The following is a 15,219-nucleotide window of genomic DNA, read 5'->3' as shown; positions in this document are numbered from 1 at the left end:
CGCCGCGCTTGCGATCGGCACTAGCGAGACGCGCGGTTGACCGCCGACACCACGGCGCGCAGCGAGGCGGTGGTGATCGACGGCGCGATGCCCACACCCCACACCGTCCGCCCGCCGACGGGCCCCGATGGGTGCCGACCCGCTTCGCCCGGCTGCGCCGCGCTCGCGATCGACACCGAAGCCTCCACGTACGCCGCCGCCTGAGCGTCGTCACCCGCGCTCATGGCGTGCTCGGAGTAGTCCAGCACGGCCACGTCGAAGCCGACGGTCCCCAGCGCGTGCACGAAGGCGGCGAGGGGGCCGTTGCCGGAACCCTTGATCTCGGTTTCGACCCCGTTGATCTTGACCGTCGCGACGATGGTGGTCGTTCCGCCGTCTTCCTCCGACGCCTCGACCCGCTGCCTGATGCGCTCCAGCGGCCGCACCGGCGCCAGGTACTCCTCGGAGAACGCGTCCCACATCTCCTTGGGGGAAACCTCGCCGCCCTCGCCCCCGGTGCCCTCCGCGATCTTCTGGATCACCTGGGAGAACTCGATCTGCAGCCGCCGCGGCAGTGCCAGGCCGTGGTCGGCCTTCATGATGTAGGCCACGCCGCCCTTGCCCGACTGCGAGTTGACCCGGATCACCGCCTCGTAGGTGCGCCCGACGTCCTTGGGGTCGATCGGCAGGTAGGGCACCTGCCAGAGCATGTCCTCGACGTCGGTGTCGGCGGCGTCGGCGTCGACCTTCATCTGGTCGAGGCCCTTGTTGATGGCGTCCTGATGGCTGCCGGAGAACGCCGTGTAGACCAGGTCGCCGCCGTAGGGGTGGCGTTCGTGCACGGGCAGCTGGTTGCAGTATTCGACGGTGCGGCGGATCTCGTCGATGTTGGAGAAGTCGATCTGCGGGTCGACGCCGCGGGAGAACAGGTTGAGCCCCAGCGTCACCAGGCAGACGTTGCCGGTGCGCTCGCCGTTGCCGAACAGGCAGCCCTCGATGCGGTCGGCGCCGGCCTGGTAACCCAATTCGGCTGCGGCGACGGCGGTTCCGCGGTCGTTGTGCGGATGCAGGCTCAGGATGACGGAGTCGCGACGAGCCAGGTTGCGGCTCATCCACTCGATCGAGTCGGCGTAGACGTTGGGCGTGGCCATCTCCACGGTGGCCGGCAGGTTGAAGATGATCGGGTTGTCCGGCGTCGGCGCGATGATCTCGCCGACGGCGTCGCACACCTGCTTGGCGTACTCGAGCTCGGTGCCCGTGTAGGACTCCGGGGAGTACTCGAAGCGCCACTGCGTGCCCGGGTACTTGGCGGCCTCCTCGACGCACTTGCGGGCGCCGTCGGTGGCGATGGCCTGGACCGCGGCCCGGTCGGCGCGAAACACCACCCGCCGCTGCAGGATGGACGTGGAGTTGTAGAAGTGCACGATGGCCCGCGGCGCGCCTTCGCACGCCAAAAACGTGCGCTCGATCAGCTCCGGCCGGCACTGGGTGAGCACCTGGATGGTGACGTCGTCGGGGATGGCGCCGTCGGTGATGATCTCGCGGACGAAGTCGAAGTCGGTCTGGCTGGCCGACGGGAAGCCGACCTCGATCTCCTTGTAGCCCATGCGCACCAGCAGGTCGAACATGCGGCGCTTGCGGGCCGGGCTCATCGGGTCGATCAGCGCCTGGTTGCCGTCGCGCAGGTCCACCGCGCACCACAGCGGGGCGCGATCGATGACGCGGTCGGGCCAGGTGCGGTCGGCCAGGCGGATCGGCTCGACCTCCTCGGCGAACGGTCGGTACCGATTGACCGGCATCGACGATCCGCGCTGCGGATTCCAGGGGGGCTGCTCGGGCCCGGGCGGGCCGGCGGGTTTGACGATGGTCCTAGCGGAGACGTAGGCGTCGGGAGTGGAAGGCTTGGTCACGGTATTTGCTCCGGGGTTGTGAAGTAAGGAACCTCAGACCGGCGCATCGCGAACCCCCGCGACGGGAAGCCGGTCTGGATCAGACCCCGTCGCGGCGTCCGAGGAGGAGCACCCGCTGCACGTCATGCACTCTACCGCGCCCGCGCCGGGCGCCAAAACCGGTTCACTTTCGCCGCCGGGTTCCGGGGGGCCGGCGGGGCTCGGACGTCCGGCACGTCTTCGTCGTGTCCGTGAGGGTCACCCGGAACTGCATGGCCCGGTACGGCCAGCCCGTCGCCGTGTTCCACTGCGACACCACGAGCCCGACGCCGCCCGGGGTGTCCAGCCGCGAGCCCGGCAGGACGTACCCGCCGTAGAGCTGGGCGACCCGGTTGTTGGCCAGGTCCTGGTCCTCCCAGCTGGCGCCGACCACCGGCGTCTGGACCTCGGTGTCGTAGAGGTTGGCGGTGGGTGAGTCGATCGTGCGATACCCCAGCGCGTAGCGCGAGGACAGGAAGCCGCCCAGGATCCACGTGCCGCTGTCCAGCCGGCGCAGCGTCAGCTCACCCCACGTCTCGCCGGGCGGGGTGATCGGTGTCGGCGCGTTGCCCCACGCCCATCGATCGTCGGCCCAGCCCCAGCCCGAGTACTTGGCCGGGTGGCCGACGTCGTCCGGGCGCACGCGTCGCAGGATGATGCCCTTGTCGCGCTGGAAGCCGGTGGACACGACGTACACCCAGCCGTCGTCGGGGTTGTAGTCCCAGGACCACAGCTGCGCGTGACCGTCGTGCAACGACGCGGGAATCCTTGCCCCAGAACGCATTCGGCGCCAGCGGACGCCGCTGTCTGTCGAGGCCCAGATTCCGGTCCAGATGACGTTCCCGAAGCCGCGGTTGACGATGGCGTGCAGATACATCGTCTGGCCGATCACCAGCAGGTCGGAGGGGATCACGGTGCTGATGCCGCCCCGGTCCCAGGGCGGGCAGTCGTGGACGTAGCGCCACAGCTGGCGCGCGTAGCCGGGATCCGCGCCCCCGGCGCTCTCGTATCGGATCGGGTTGCCGGCGTCGCCGCTGCCGATCAGGGCGACCGGGGCGCGCCAGTCGCCCTGCCCGACGGCCGGGCCGGAGAAGGTGTCGCCGAACACCGACACCAGCTTGCCGTTGGGCGCCACGGCGCACACGCCCAGGTCGGTGGCGGTGACGCCCCATCGGTCGCTGAGTCCGGGGCCGGTGATGTCGCCGACGTAGCCGTCCGCGGGCGCGGTAGCCGTTGCCGCACAAGGACTTCCGCGCCTGCTGCGGCGCGCCCGGGTACGGGACGCCGCCGGATCGGCCTTCGTCATGGTTGCTTCCTCTAGGGCCGGGGATCGGATCGCCTCACCGACAACAATGCCCGACGACGCGGCAAGGGGCGTGAGTAGTGCGCTACCTGTACGCAGGGCCCTGCGGCCGGAAATGGGGTGGTCCGCTACTCATCCCACTCCGCGGGTGGCGACCCTACGGTCGACGCACACCAGCGAACACCGGGAGGTTGCGATGACCGTCATGCAAGAGTCCAGCCGCGTCACCGGCGACGAGCACACCCAGGACTGGAACCACGTTCGCGGCTTCGGCTGGCGCCCACAGCTGCCCGACGCCCGCGACCTGATGTACATGCCCAGGTTCAAGGGTTTGCCGCCCGCCGAGTACGACCTGCGCCCGTCGATGCCGGCCGTCTACGACCAGGGCCAGCTCGGGTCGTGCACCGGCAACGCGATCGCCGGGGCGATGGAGTACGAGCGCGATCGGCAGGGGCTGTCCGACTTCGTTCCCTCCCGGCTGTTCATCTACTACAACGAACGCGCGCTCGAAGGCACCGTGTCCAGCGACGCCGGCGCCGTCATCCGGGACGGCATCAAGGTGGTCAACAAGCAGGGGGTGTGCGCGGAGGCGTTGTGGCCCTACGACATCGGTGTGTTCACGGTGAAGCCGCCGAAGCGCTGTTACGTGGCCGCGAAGAAGGACCGCGCGGTGCAGTACGAGGCGATCCGGACGCTGGGGGACCTCAAGGACGCGATCGCCTCGAACTTTGCGGTCGTGTTCGGGTTCACCGTCTACGAAAGCTTCGAATCGCAGGCCGTCGCCGAAACGGGCGTGTTGCCGATGCCCAAGCAGGGTGAGGCCACCGTCGGCGGCCACGCCGTCCTCGCCGTCGGCTACTCGAACCCCAAGGGCCACTTGATCGTCCGCAACTCGTGGGGTCCGTCGTGGGGTGACCACGGCTACTTCTACATGCCGTACCAGTACCTGACGGGATCCAAGGACAGCCCGGACCGCTCGCCGATCAACGGCGCGTATTTGGCCAGCGACTTCTGGGCCATCCAGATGGTGTCGTCGTAGCACCACCGCGGACGGGTCGGCGGCGAAAGCGGGGCACACGGTCACACGTATTCTGTTGTGGACCCACACCCCGACCGGAAGAACAACAATGGCGCTCGTCGTGCAGAAATACGGCGGATCCTCGGTGTCCGACGCCGAGCGGATCCGCCGCGTCGCCGAGCGCATCGTCGCGACCAAGAAGCAGGGCAACGACGTCGTCGTGGTGGTGTCGGCGATGGGCGACACCACCGACGACCTGTTGGATCTGGCCCAGCAGGTGTGCCCGGCCCCGCCGCCGCGCGAACTCGACATGTTGCTGACGGCCGGCGAACGCATCTCCAATGCGTTGGTGGCCATGGCGATCGAATCGCTGGGGGCGCAGGCCCGCTCGTTCACGGGATCGCAGGCCGGCGTGATCACCACCGGCACCCACGGCAACGCGAAGATCATCAACGTCACGCCGGGGCGGCTGCAGACCGCGCTCGACGAGGGCTTCGTCGTGTTGGTCGCCGGCTTCCAGGGGGTCAGCCAGGACACCCGCGACGTCACCACCCTGGGCCGCGGGGGGTCGGACACCACCGCGGTCGCGCTGGCGGCCGCGCTGGGCGCCGACGTCTGCGAGATCTACACCGACGTCGACGGCATCTTCAGCGCGGACCCGCGGATCGTGCACAACGCCCGCAAGCTCGACACCGTCACGTTCGAGGAGATGCTCGAGATGGCGGCCTGCGGCGCGAAGGTGCTGATGCTGCGCTGCGTGGAATACGCTCGCCGCTACAACATTCCGGTGCACGTCCGATCGTCGTATTCGGACAAAACCGGCACCGTCGTCAAGGGATCGATCAAGGACACACCCATGGAAGACCCCATCCTGACCGGAGTCGCGCACGATCGCAGCGAGGCCAAGGTGACCATCGTCGGGATCCCCGACATCCCGGGTTATGCGGCCAAGGTCTTCCGGGCCGTCGCCGACGCCGACGTCAACATCGACATGGTGCTGCAGAACGTCTCCAAGGTCGAGGACGGCAAGACCGACATCACCTTCACCTGCTCGCGCGACAGCGGGCCCACCGCGGTGGAAAAACTCGGCTCGCTCAAGGGCGAGATCGGGTTCACCCAGCTGCTCTACGACGACCACATCGGCAAGGTGTCGCTGATCGGGGCGGGCATGCGCAGCCATCCCGGGGTCACCGCGACCTTCTGTGAGGCGCTGGCCGCGGTGGGCGTCAACATCGAGCTGATCTCCACCTCCGAGATCCGCATCTCGGTGCTGTGCCGCGACACCGAATTGGATAAGGCGGTCGTGGCGTTGCACGAGGCATTCGGGCTCGGCGGCGAGGAGACGGCGACGGTGTATGCGGGGACGGGGCGGTAGATGGCTGCTAATCGGGTGTCGATAGGCGTAGTGGGGGCCACCGGTCAGGTGGGCCAGGTGATGCGGGCGCTGCTCGACGAGCGGGACTTCCCGGCCACCTCCGTGCGGTTCTTCGCGTCGGCGCGCTCGCAGGGGCGCAAGCTGGAGTTCCGCGGCCAGGAGATCGAAGTCGAGGACGCCGAGACGGCCGACCCGACCGGCCTGGACATCGCGCTGTTCTCGGCGGGCAAGACGATGTCGCTGGTGCAGGCGCCGCGGTTCGCCGCCGCCGGCGTGACCGTGATCGACAACTCGTCGGCGTGGCGCAAGGACCCCGACGTGCCGCTGGTGGTGTCCGAGGTGAACTTCGAGCGCGACGCGCACCGCCGGCCCAAGGGCATCATCGCCAACCCCAACTGCACGACCATGGCCGCGATGCCGGTGCTCAAGGTGCTGCACGACGAGGCTCAGCTGGTGCGGCTGGTGGTCTCGACCTACCAGGCGGTGTCCGGCAGCGGGCTCGCCGGGGTGGCCGAGCTGGCCGAGCAGGCCCGCGCGGTCGTCGGCGACGCCGAGCGGTTGGTGTACGACGGGAGCGCGCTCGACTTCCCGCCGCCCAAGACCTACGCGGCGCCGATCGCCTTCAACGTGGTGCCGCTGGCCGGGTCGCTGGCCGACGACGGGTCGGGCGAGACCGACGAGGACCAGAAGCTGCGCCACGAGAGCCGCAAGATCCTGGGCATCCCCGACCTGCTGGTCAGCGGCACCTGCGTGCGGGTCCCGGTGTTCACCGGGCACTCGCTGTCGATCAACGCCGAATTCGCCCGTCCGCTCTCGCCCGAGCGGGCCCGAGAGCTGCTCGACGGCGCGCCGGGCGTCAAGGTGGTCGACGTGCCGACGCCGCTGGCCGCCGCCGGCGTCGACGAGTCGCTGGTGGGCCGGATCCGGCAGGACCCCGGCGTGCCCGACGGGCGGGGCCTGGCGCTGTTCGTCTCGGGGGACAACCTGCGCAAGGGGGCGGCGCTGAATACCATCCAGATCGCCGAGCTGCTGGCCGCTCAGTTGTGAATCCGCGGGTGAGCTCCGCGACGCGGTGCTCGCTGCTCATACTGGCTTTGCTTGTGCCGCAAGAGATTTGGGCCGCGAACGGTCACGCCGATCCGCCCGCGCCGGCCCCCGAACCGATCCTGCAGCCGCTGGCGCCGGGTCAGGTGCTGCGGATCGGCCCGACGGCCGGAACGGGCACCCCCACCGGCGACTACGGCATCGGGGCCACCGACCTGTGCGAGTTCGTCGAGTTCCCCGCCGAGCTGCTGCAGGTGTGCGGGGACAGCTTCGCGGGCCAGGGCGTGGGCTTCGGCGGCTGGTATTCGCCGGTCGCGCTGCACGTCGACACCGCCTCGGTCGACGACCCCGGCGGGGTTCGCTACACCGGCGTCACCGGCGTCGGAAAGCCGTTGCTGGCCGACCCCACGCCGCCCGGGGAGTCGCAGTTGCCCGCCGGGGTGGTCCGAATCAACCGGCGCAACTACCTGATGGTCACCACCACGAAAAACCTGGAGCCGCAGAACTCCCGGCTGGTGACCGCCGAGCCGGCGCGCGGCGGTTGGCAGACCGTCGCGGGGTCCCGGCGCGACGCCGCGTATCAGGGCGGCTCGCAGACCCAGATCAGCGGGTACTACGACCCGGTCCCCACCCCCGAGTCCCCGACCGGCTGGGTCTACGTCGTGGCCAACAGCTTCACCCGACGGGCCCCGGTGCTCCTGTACCGCGCCACGCCGCAGACGTTCACCGACCGGTCCCGGTGGCAGGGCTGGTCCGCCGCGGGCGGGTGGAACACGCCGCCGACGCCGCTGTGGCCCGACGAGGTGGGTGAGATGAGCATCCGCCAGATCGACGGCAAGACGGTGCTGTCGTACTTCAACGCCCGCACCGGCAACATGGAGGTCCGCGTCGCCGACGACCCGACATCGCTGGGCACCGCGCCGGTGACCACGGTGGTGCAGCACGACGAGTGGCCCGACCCGGCCGAAAGCCTGCCGCCCCCGTACGACAACCGGCTGGCGCAACCGTACGGCGGCTACATCTCGCCCGGGTCCACCCTCGACGAGCTGCGGATATTCGTCAGCCAATGGAACACCCGCCCGCGGGCCAGCGAGCCGTACCGGGTGATCCAGTTCGCGGTCAACCCGTTCAAGCCGGATTAGCGATCGCGCGGCCGGCGCCGAGCGATGTCGGCGCAGGTGAGCGCCGGATTCGGCTCACAGCAATCACTTATGTAGCGCATAGCGGGATCCACTGTTTACCCACGCATCATTTGTCTCATGAGTGAAACATCTGACACCCCAACCGTGCGGACCTCGTCCGCAGCTGCGCCGGCGGCCGCCGCCGCGGAGGCAGCGCCTATCCGGACCCTCTGGGTCTTCAAATTCGCGGCCTGGGTCGCGGCCGTCGCCGGGATCGTGTTCATCGTCGCGGTCATCTTCTTCAGCGGCTTCATCCTGGGCAGGCACGCCGGCCATCACGGCGGCATGCACCACCACAAGCACCACGCGGCCTTCATCCACCCGCACCGCTTCGGCGGCCCCGGCGGTGGCTTCGGCGGCCCGGGCGGCCCCGGTGGCGGTCCCGCGGCGGTCCAGGGCGGCGGTCCCGCCTCGGCGACCCCGGGTGTTCCCGGACCCGGCCAGGTCCCGTCGTCGGTCGCGCCGTCGCGCACGCCGTAGGCGCCCGAACCCACAACCAGCAGCCCGGCGCTCAGGGAGCGCCGGGCTGCGCGTCGTTTGACAACCGAAAGGGCAATTCACAGCAACAAATGCTGCGCGAACCTGTTCGCGCGGTCGGCCGCGAGGGCAGTATTCAAGGCATGACCGAAACGCCCCAACCGTCAACCCAGCCGACCTCCGCTGCCGCCGCCCCACCGGCGGCCCCGCTAGCGCGGGAGGCGCTGCGGCTCCCGAGGATCTACCTGGCCGCGGCGTGGGTCGTGATCGTCGCGGGAATCGTCTTCATCCTCTCGACGATCTTCTTCGCCGGCGCCATGGTGTTCGGGATCAGCCATCACTGCTATCACCGCCACCACCACGGCATGATGTACGCGCCCGGCGGCCCGTGGGGACCGGGCGGCGGCCCCTGGCAGTACGGCGGACCCGGGATGGGCCCCTTCGGTCCGCCGCCGCCGGGCTACCTCCCGGGCGGCCCGGGTGGCGCCGGCCAGCTGCCGACCACCAGCGCCCCGGCGCCGGCCCCCAACACGCCGGGCACCCCGCGACCGTAGCGCTTGGACCGCGTGGGCAACGCGCCACTCGAGGTTCGCTGACGGGCAGCCGCTTTGGCATGATCGAGGTTCATGACTTCAAGGCGGTCTGACCCGCTCGCGTTGTGCATCTGCGCCGCGCTGGTGGCCGTCGGGGGAGCGTCGGCGATCCCGGCCGCGCACGCTCACCCGTCGGAGCCGGGCGTGGTCAACTACGCGGTCCTGGGCAAGGGATCGGTCGGCAACATCGTCGGGGGACCGATGGGGTGGGAGTCGACGTTCACCCAGCCGTTCCAGGGCTATTCGGTCGACGTGCCGGTGTGCAACAACTGGGCCGACATCGGGCTGCCCGAGGTGTATGACGACCCGGACCTGGCGTCGTTCAACGGGGCGACCACCCAGACGTCGGCCAGCGACCAGACGCACTACGTCAAGCAGGCGGTCGGGGTGTTCGCGACCGACGACGCCGCGGGCCGGGCCTTCCATCGCGTGGTGGACCGGACCGTCGGATGCGCGGGGCAGACGACCGCGATGCACCTCGACAACGGGATCACTCAGGTGTGGTCGTTCGACGGCGGGCCGCCAAGCGGCACCGACGCGAACTGGACGAAGCAGGAGGCGGGCAGCGATCGGCGCTGCTTCGATCAAACCAGGCTGCGCGAAAACGTGTTGTTGCAGGCAAAAGTCTGCCAATCTGGCAACGCGGGTCCCGCGGTCAACGTGCTGGCCGGGGCTATGCAGAACGCGCTGGGTCAGTAGCGTGGACCGGTCGGCCGTCGCTTTGAAGGTCCGGCGGGACGGGAATATGTCGGTGCCATCTGCAAGATGAAGTAGTGGCCACCTCTCCGTCAGCTGCGCAACGAGCGGCCCGCGACTTCGGCCCGGGCCCGAAGGGATCGTGACATGGCCTTCGCCGCGATGACCGCCGCCCGGGCGGAGATGGCCGACTCCGCCGCCGCCGCCCAATACATCGCCGACGGCTGCCTGGTCGACGGCCCGCTGCGCTGCGTCGGCCTGGAGCTCGAGGGGCACTGCCACGACCCGGCCGACCCGCACCGCAGGCCGTCCTGGGGTGAAATCGCCGACGTCCTCGAGCGGCTCACGGCGCTGCCCGGCGGCAGCGCCGTCACCGTGGAACCCGGCGGCGCGGTCGAACTGTCCGGCCCGCCCCTCGACGGTGTGCCCGCCGCCATCGACGCCATGCGCCGCGACCAGGCGGTGCTGCGGTCGGCGTTCGCCGACGCCGGGCTGGGCCTGGTCTTCCTCGGGGCGGACCCGCTGCGGCCGCCCAGGCGCATCAACCCGGGCGCGCGCTACCGCGCCATGGAGGAGTTCTTCAGCGCCAGCCGCTCCGGGGAGGCGGGCGCGGCGATGATGACGTCGACCGCGTCGATCCAGGTCAACGTGGACGCCGGCCCGCAGGACGGATGGGCGGCGCGGGTGCGGCTGGCGCACGCGCTGGGTCCCACGATGATCGCCATCGCCGCCAACTCCCCGATGCTGGGCGGCGAGTTCACCGGTTGGGTGTCCAGCCGGCAGCGGGTGTGGGGCCGGATGGACTCGGCGCGCTGCGGCCCGATCCTGGGCGCCAGCGGCGACGACCCCGGCACCGACTGGGCGCGCTACGCGCTCAAGGCTCCGGTGATGATGGTGCACAACCCCGACGACGCGGTGGCGGTCACGCGATGGGTGCCGTTCGCCGACTGGGTGGACGGCCGGGTGTTGCTCGGCGATCGACGGCCCACCACCGCCGACCTGGAATACCACCTGACCACGCTGTTCCCCCCGGTGCGCCCCCGGGGGTGGCTGGAGATCCGCTACCTCGACGCCCTGCCGGACGCCTTCTGGCCCGCGGTGGTGTTCACGCTGGTGACGCTGCTCGACGACCCGGCGGCCGCCGACATCGCGGCCCGCGCCGTCGAACCGGTGGCCACCGCGTGGGACGTCGCCGCGCGCGTCGGCCTGCGCGACCGGCGGCTCTACGAGGCGGCCAACGTCTGCGTCGCCGTCGCCGCCGACAGGGCGCCGGCCGAGCTCACCGACTCGATGCGGCGGCTGATCCACACCGTCGAGCGGGGCCGATGCCCCGGCGACGACTTCGCCGACCAGGTGATCGAGCATGGGATCGCGGCCACGGTCGCGAAGGCGGCGCGCGACTCGCAAGGGGGGTCGTGACTTCACGGGCCAGGATTGCCGACGAGCTGGCGCGGGCGCGCACGCGGACGCTGCGCCTGGTCGAAGTCGACGACGCCGAACTGTGCCGGCAGTACGACCCTTTGATGAGCCCGCTGGTCTGGGACCTGGCGCACATCGGCCAGCAGGAGGAGTTCTGGCTGCTGCGCGGCGGCGATCCGGCCCGGCCCGGCCTGCTGCCACCGGCCGTCGAGGGCCTTTACGACGCCTTCGAACACCCCCGCGCCAGCCGCGTCGACCTGCCGCTGCTCTCGCCCGACCAGGCGCGGTCGTACTGCCGGACCGTGCGGAACGCGGCGCTGGACGCCCTGGACGCGTTGCCCGACGACGGCGACACTTTCGCCTACGGCCTGGTGATCAGCCACGAAAACCAGCACGACGAAACCATGCTGCAGGCCCTCAACCTGCGCACCGGCGCGCCGCTGCTGCGCGACGCCGCCGCCCTGCCGCCCGGCCGGCCCGGCGTGGCCGGAACGTCGGTGCTGGTCCCCGGCGGACCATTCGTGCTGGGCGTGGACGCCGCGAGCGAACCGCACTCGCTGGACAACGAACGCCCCGCGCACGTCGTCGACGTCCCGCCGTTCCGGATCGGGCGGGTCCCGGTCACCAACGGCGAATGGCGGGCGTTCGTCGACGACGGCGGCTACCGCGACCCGCGGTGGTGGTCCGCGCGCGGCTGGGAACACCGCCAGGCCGCGGGACTGACGGGACCGCAGTTTTGGAGCTCTGACGGTCAAACCCGTACCCGGTTCGGCTACATCGAGGACATTCCGGCCGACGAGCCGGTGCAGCACGTCACCTACTTCGAGGCCGAGGCCTACGCCGCGTGGGCCGGGGCCCGGCTGCCCACCGAGGTCGAATGGGAGAAGGTGTGCGCCTGGGACCCGGCGGCCGGCACGCGACGCCGCTACCCATGGGGGTCCCAGGAGCCGTCGGAGGCGCTCGCGAACCTGGGCGGCGCCGCGCTGCGCCCGGCGCCCGTCGGCGCCTACCCGGCCGGCGCGTCGGCCTACGGGGTAGAGCAGATGCTCGGTGACGTCTGGGAGTGGACCAGCTCGCCGCTGCGACCGTGGCCGGGCTTCGTCCCGATGATCTACGAGCGCTATTCGCAGCCGTTCTTCGACGGCGACTACCGGGTGCTGCGCGGCGGATCCTGGGCGGTCGAGCCCGCCATACTGCGGCCCAGCTTCCGCAACTGGGACCACCCGATCCGCCGCCAGATCTTCTCCGGCGTGCGCCTGGCGTGGGACGCCGCCTGATGTGCCGCCACCTGGGCTGGCTAGGCGCCGACGTCACGGTCTCGTCGTTAATGCTCGACCCGCCCTTCGGGTTGCGGGTGCAGTCCTACGCGCCGCGCCGGCAGAAGCACGGCCTGATGAACGCCGACGGCTGGGGCGTCGGATTCTTCGACCGCACCTCGGGGGGCGAGGTGCCGCGGCGGTGGCGCAGTGCGGCGCCGCTGTGGGGCGACGCGTCCTTCGACTCCGTCGCGCCGGCGCTGCGCAGCCACTGCATCGTGGCCGCCGTGCGGTCGGCGACCGTCGGCATGCCGATCGAAGCCAGCGCGGCCGCGCCGTTCACCGACGGACGATGGCTGCTGTCGCACAACGGCGTCGTCGGTCGCGCCGTGCTGGCGCCCACCTCGTCGGCCGAATCCGTATGCGACAGCGCCATTCTCGCGGCCACCATCTTCGACCGGGGCCTCGACGCGCTGGGCGACACCATCGCCGAGGTCGGCATGGCCGACCCCCTCGCGCGGCTGAACATCCTGGCCGCCGACGGTTCCCGCCTGCTGGGCACCGCCTGGGGCGACACGTTGTGCATCCTGCGCCGCGACGACGGGGTGGTGCTGGCCAGCGAGCCCTACGACGACTCACCGGACTGGGACGACGTGCCGGACCGCCACCTGGTCGAGGTCACCCCGCACGGGGTCACGATCACGCCGCTCACTCACCCGAAGGGATCTCGATGACGCTGACGCTGTCCAATCACCTCGCCGCCGACTCGGCGTATCACGCGCTGCGTCGCGACGTGTCCGACGGCCTGCGCCAGACGCCGAAGTCCTTGCCGCCCAAGTGGTTTTACGACTCGGTGGGGAGCGACCTGTTCGACCAGATCACCCGGCTGCCGGAGTACTACCCGACGCGCGCCGAAGCCGAGATACTGCGCGCCCGGTCCGGCGACATCGCGTCGGCCAGCCAGGCCGACACCCTGGTCGAGCTCGGCGCCGGCACGTCGGAAAAGACGCGGCGGCTGCTGGACGCGCTGCGCGAACGCGGATCGTTGCGCGGGTTCGTGCCGTTCGATGTCGACGCCGGCGTGTTGTCGGCGACCGCGGCGGCCGTCCAGCGGGAATACCCCGGGGTCGAAATCAACGCGGTCTGCGGGGATTTCGAGGAGCACCTGACCGAGATACCCGGCGGCGGACGGCGGTTGTTCGTGTTCCTCGGGTCGACGATCGGCAATCTCACGCCCGGGCCGCGCGCGGAGTTCCTCTCGACGCTGGCCGCGGTGATGTCGCCGGGCGACACCCTGCTGCTGGGCACCGACCTGGTCAAGGACTCCAACCGGCTGGTGCGCGCCTACGACGACGCCGCCGGGGTGACGGCCCGCTTCAACCGCAACGTGCTGGCGGTGATCAATCGCCAGCTCGACGCCGACTTCGACGTCGACGCCTTCCAACACGTGGCCCGGTGGAACGGCGAGGCGGAACGCATCGAGATGTGGCTTCGGGCCGGCAGCCGCCAGCGGGTGCGCATCGGGGCGCTGGACCTGACCGTCGAGTTCGACGCCGGCGAGGAAATGCTCACCGAGGTCTCGTGCAAGTTCCGGCCCGACGGCGTCAGCGCCGAGCTGTCCGATGCCGGGCTGCGCCAGATCCGGTGGTGGACCGACGAAGCCGGCGACTTCGGGCTGTCGCTGGCCGCCAAGTGACCGAAGGCACCCTGGCCGACCGGTGGCGGGCGGCCCGCCCGCCGGTGGCCGGCCTGCACCTGGACAACGCCGCCTGCTCGCGACAAAGCCTCGCGGTCATCGACGCCGCCGACCGCCACGCGCGCAACGAGGCCGAGATCGGCGGCTACGTCGCGGCGGAGGCGGCCGCCCCGGTGCTCGACGCCGGGCGCGCGGCGATCGCGGCGCTGTGCGGCACCCCCGACGCCGAGGTCGTGTTCACGACCGGCTCGCTGAACGCGCTCGACCTGCTGTTGGGCAGCTGGCCCGCCGAACGCCGGCGGGTCGCGTGCCTACCCGGCGAGTACGGACCCAACCTGGCGATGATGGCCGCCCACGGGTTCGATCGCCGGCTGTTGCCGACGCTCGACGACGGCCGGGTCGCGCTCGACGATGCCGCCTTGATGCTGGACGAAGACCGGCCCGATCTGGTCCATCTGACCGCGTTGGCCAGCCACAGCGGTGTGGTGCAACCGCTTTCGATGGTCGCGCAGCTTTGCGTCGAGTTGGGGCTGCCGCTGGTGGTGGACGCCGCCCAAGCCCTGGGGCAGGTGGACTGCGCGGTGGGCGCCGACGTCACCTACGCGTCGTCGCGCAAGTGGATCGCCGGGCCCCGCGGGGTGGGTTGCCTGGCGGTGCGCCGCGAGCTGATGGAGCGGTTGCGTCCCCGGCTGGCCGCCCCCGAGTGGGCGGCGGCATCGACGGTGGCCCAACAGCTGGAGTTCGGTGAAGCCAATGTCGCTGCGCGCGTGGGCTTTTCGCTGGCCCTGGGCGAGCATCTGGCCTACGGTCCGCGGGCCGTGCGGGCGCGGCTGGCCGAGGTCGGCCGCATCAGCCGGGCGGCGCTGGCCGACGTGCCGGGGTGGGCGGTGGTCGAAGAGGCCGAGGAGCCGAGCGCGATCACCACGCTGGCCCCGGTCGACGGTGCCGATCCCCAGGCGGTGCGGTCGTGGCTGCTGGCCCAGCGGCGGATCCTGACGACATTTGTCGGCGTGCAGCGCGCGCCGCTGGAGCTGACCGCGCCGCGGCTGCGGATCTCGCCGCACGTCGACGCCACCGAGGAGGATCTGGAGATCTTCGCCGAGGCCCTGATCGCGGCCACCGCTGCGACGGGCGGCTAGTGCGCGGACGACTCGCGTGCGGCGCCCCGCTAAAGACCGAGTCCGTCAATTTCGGGGGGAATGCTGACCAAAAGTATGGAAAAGCTGTTCTTATTAGGCGTGTGTGCGGTAGCTT

Annotated in this window: 14 protein-coding genes; 12 read left to right on the top strand and 2 right to left on the bottom strand. The window is 70.8% G+C overall.

Features of this window, described 5'->3' with window-relative positions:
• Positions 1 to 20: 20 nt before the first annotated feature.
• Both leuA and AWC19_RS03620 read right to left on the bottom strand, forming a co-directional pair.
• Positions 21 to 1,889 (bottom strand): 2-isopropylmalate synthase, encoded by a 1,869-nt coding sequence (gene leuA / locus AWC19_RS03625; RefSeq protein WP_085076720.1) that lies wholly within the window; start codon positions 1,887 to 1,889, stop codon positions 21 to 23.
• A gap of 163 nt (positions 1,890 to 2,052) precedes the next feature.
• Positions 2,053 to 3,213, bottom strand: a complete 1,161-nt coding sequence (locus AWC19_RS03620; protein WP_085076719.1) for a glycoside hydrolase family 183 protein — start codon at positions 3,211 to 3,213, stop codon at positions 2,053 to 2,055.
• Positions 3,214 to 3,406: 193 nt separating this feature from the next.
• Here AWC19_RS03620 and AWC19_RS03615 point away from each other — a divergent pair, with 193 nt between their 5' ends.
• The 12 genes from AWC19_RS03615 to egtE all read left to right on the top strand — a co-directional run bounded on the left by AWC19_RS03615 (position 3,407) and on the right by egtE (position 15,104).
• Positions 3,407 to 4,249 carry a C1 family peptidase gene (locus AWC19_RS03615; RefSeq protein ID WP_211284831.1) on the top strand — a complete coding sequence of 281 codons (843 nt, stop codon included), beginning with the start codon at positions 3,407 to 3,409 and terminating at the stop codon, positions 4,247 to 4,249.
• 88 nt (positions 4,250 to 4,337) lie between these two features.
• Positions 4,338 to 5,603, top strand: a complete 1,266-nt coding sequence (locus tag AWC19_RS03610; protein WP_085076718.1) for an aspartate kinase — start codon at positions 4,338 to 4,340, stop codon at positions 5,601 to 5,603.
• Positions 5,604 to 6,650 (top strand): aspartate-semialdehyde dehydrogenase, encoded by a 1,047-nt coding sequence (locus tag AWC19_RS03605; RefSeq protein ID WP_085076717.1) that lies wholly within the window; start codon positions 5,604 to 5,606, stop codon positions 6,648 to 6,650. It abuts the gene before it with no gap.
• The gene (locus AWC19_RS03600; protein ID WP_085076716.1) at positions 6,647 to 7,789 is read left to right on the top strand and encodes a DUF4185 domain-containing protein; all 1,143 of its coding nucleotides are present in this window, start codon (positions 6,647 to 6,649) and stop codon (positions 7,787 to 7,789) included. The genes AWC19_RS03605 and AWC19_RS03600 overlap by 4 nt, the downstream gene beginning before the upstream one ends.
• A 117-nt stretch (positions 7,790 to 7,906) precedes the next feature.
• Positions 7,907 to 8,308 carry a hypothetical protein gene (locus tag AWC19_RS03595; RefSeq protein ID WP_085076715.1) on the top strand — a complete coding sequence of 134 codons (402 nt, stop codon included), beginning with the start codon at positions 7,907 to 7,909 and terminating at the stop codon, positions 8,306 to 8,308.
• Between the two features lie 140 nt (positions 8,309 to 8,448).
• Positions 8,449 to 8,859 (top strand): hypothetical protein, encoded by a 411-nt coding sequence (locus tag AWC19_RS03590; RefSeq protein ID WP_085076749.1) that lies wholly within the window; start codon positions 8,449 to 8,451, stop codon positions 8,857 to 8,859.
• 102 nt (positions 8,860 to 8,961) lie between these two features.
• Positions 8,962 to 9,597: a sensor domain-containing protein gene (locus AWC19_RS03585; RefSeq protein ID WP_142280955.1), complete on the top strand. Its 636-nt coding sequence runs from the start codon at positions 8,962 to 8,964 to the stop codon at positions 9,595 to 9,597.
• 144 nt (positions 9,598 to 9,741) lie between these two features.
• Positions 9,742 to 11,013 (top strand): ergothioneine biosynthesis glutamate--cysteine ligase EgtA, encoded by a 1,272-nt coding sequence (gene egtA, locus AWC19_RS03580; RefSeq protein WP_085076713.1) that lies wholly within the window; start codon positions 9,742 to 9,744, stop codon positions 11,011 to 11,013.
• Positions 11,010 to 12,290: an ergothioneine biosynthesis protein EgtB gene (gene egtB / locus AWC19_RS03575; protein ID WP_142280950.1), complete on the top strand. Its 1,281-nt coding sequence runs from the start codon at positions 11,010 to 11,012 to the stop codon at positions 12,288 to 12,290. The genes egtA and egtB overlap by 4 nt, the downstream gene beginning before the upstream one ends.
• Complete coding sequence (gene egtC, locus AWC19_RS03570; RefSeq protein ID WP_085076748.1) at positions 12,290 to 13,003, top strand: ergothioneine biosynthesis protein EgtC; 714 nt, start codon at positions 12,290 to 12,292, stop codon at positions 13,001 to 13,003. The genes egtB and egtC overlap by 1 nt, the downstream gene beginning before the upstream one ends.
• On the top strand, positions 13,000 to 13,965 hold the full coding sequence (gene egtD / locus AWC19_RS03565; RefSeq protein ID WP_085076711.1) for an L-histidine N(alpha)-methyltransferase: 966 nt from the start codon (positions 13,000 to 13,002) through the stop codon (positions 13,963 to 13,965). The genes egtC and egtD overlap by 4 nt, the downstream gene beginning before the upstream one ends.
• Positions 13,962 to 15,104: an ergothioneine biosynthesis PLP-dependent enzyme EgtE gene (gene egtE, locus AWC19_RS03560; RefSeq protein WP_085076710.1), complete on the top strand. Its 1,143-nt coding sequence runs from the start codon at positions 13,962 to 13,964 to the stop codon at positions 15,102 to 15,104. Before egtD ends, egtE begins: the two co-directional genes overlap by 4 nt.
• Positions 15,105 to 15,219 lie beyond the last annotated feature (115 nt).

It is taken from the genome of Mycobacterium palustre (assembly GCF_002101785.1).
GTDB classification, from domain to species: Bacteria; Actinomycetota; Actinomycetes; order Mycobacteriales; family Mycobacteriaceae; genus Mycobacterium; species Mycobacterium palustre.
The sequence above is the reverse complement of the archived record's forward strand: the minus strand, read 5'-3'. Positions and strand labels throughout refer to the sequence as shown.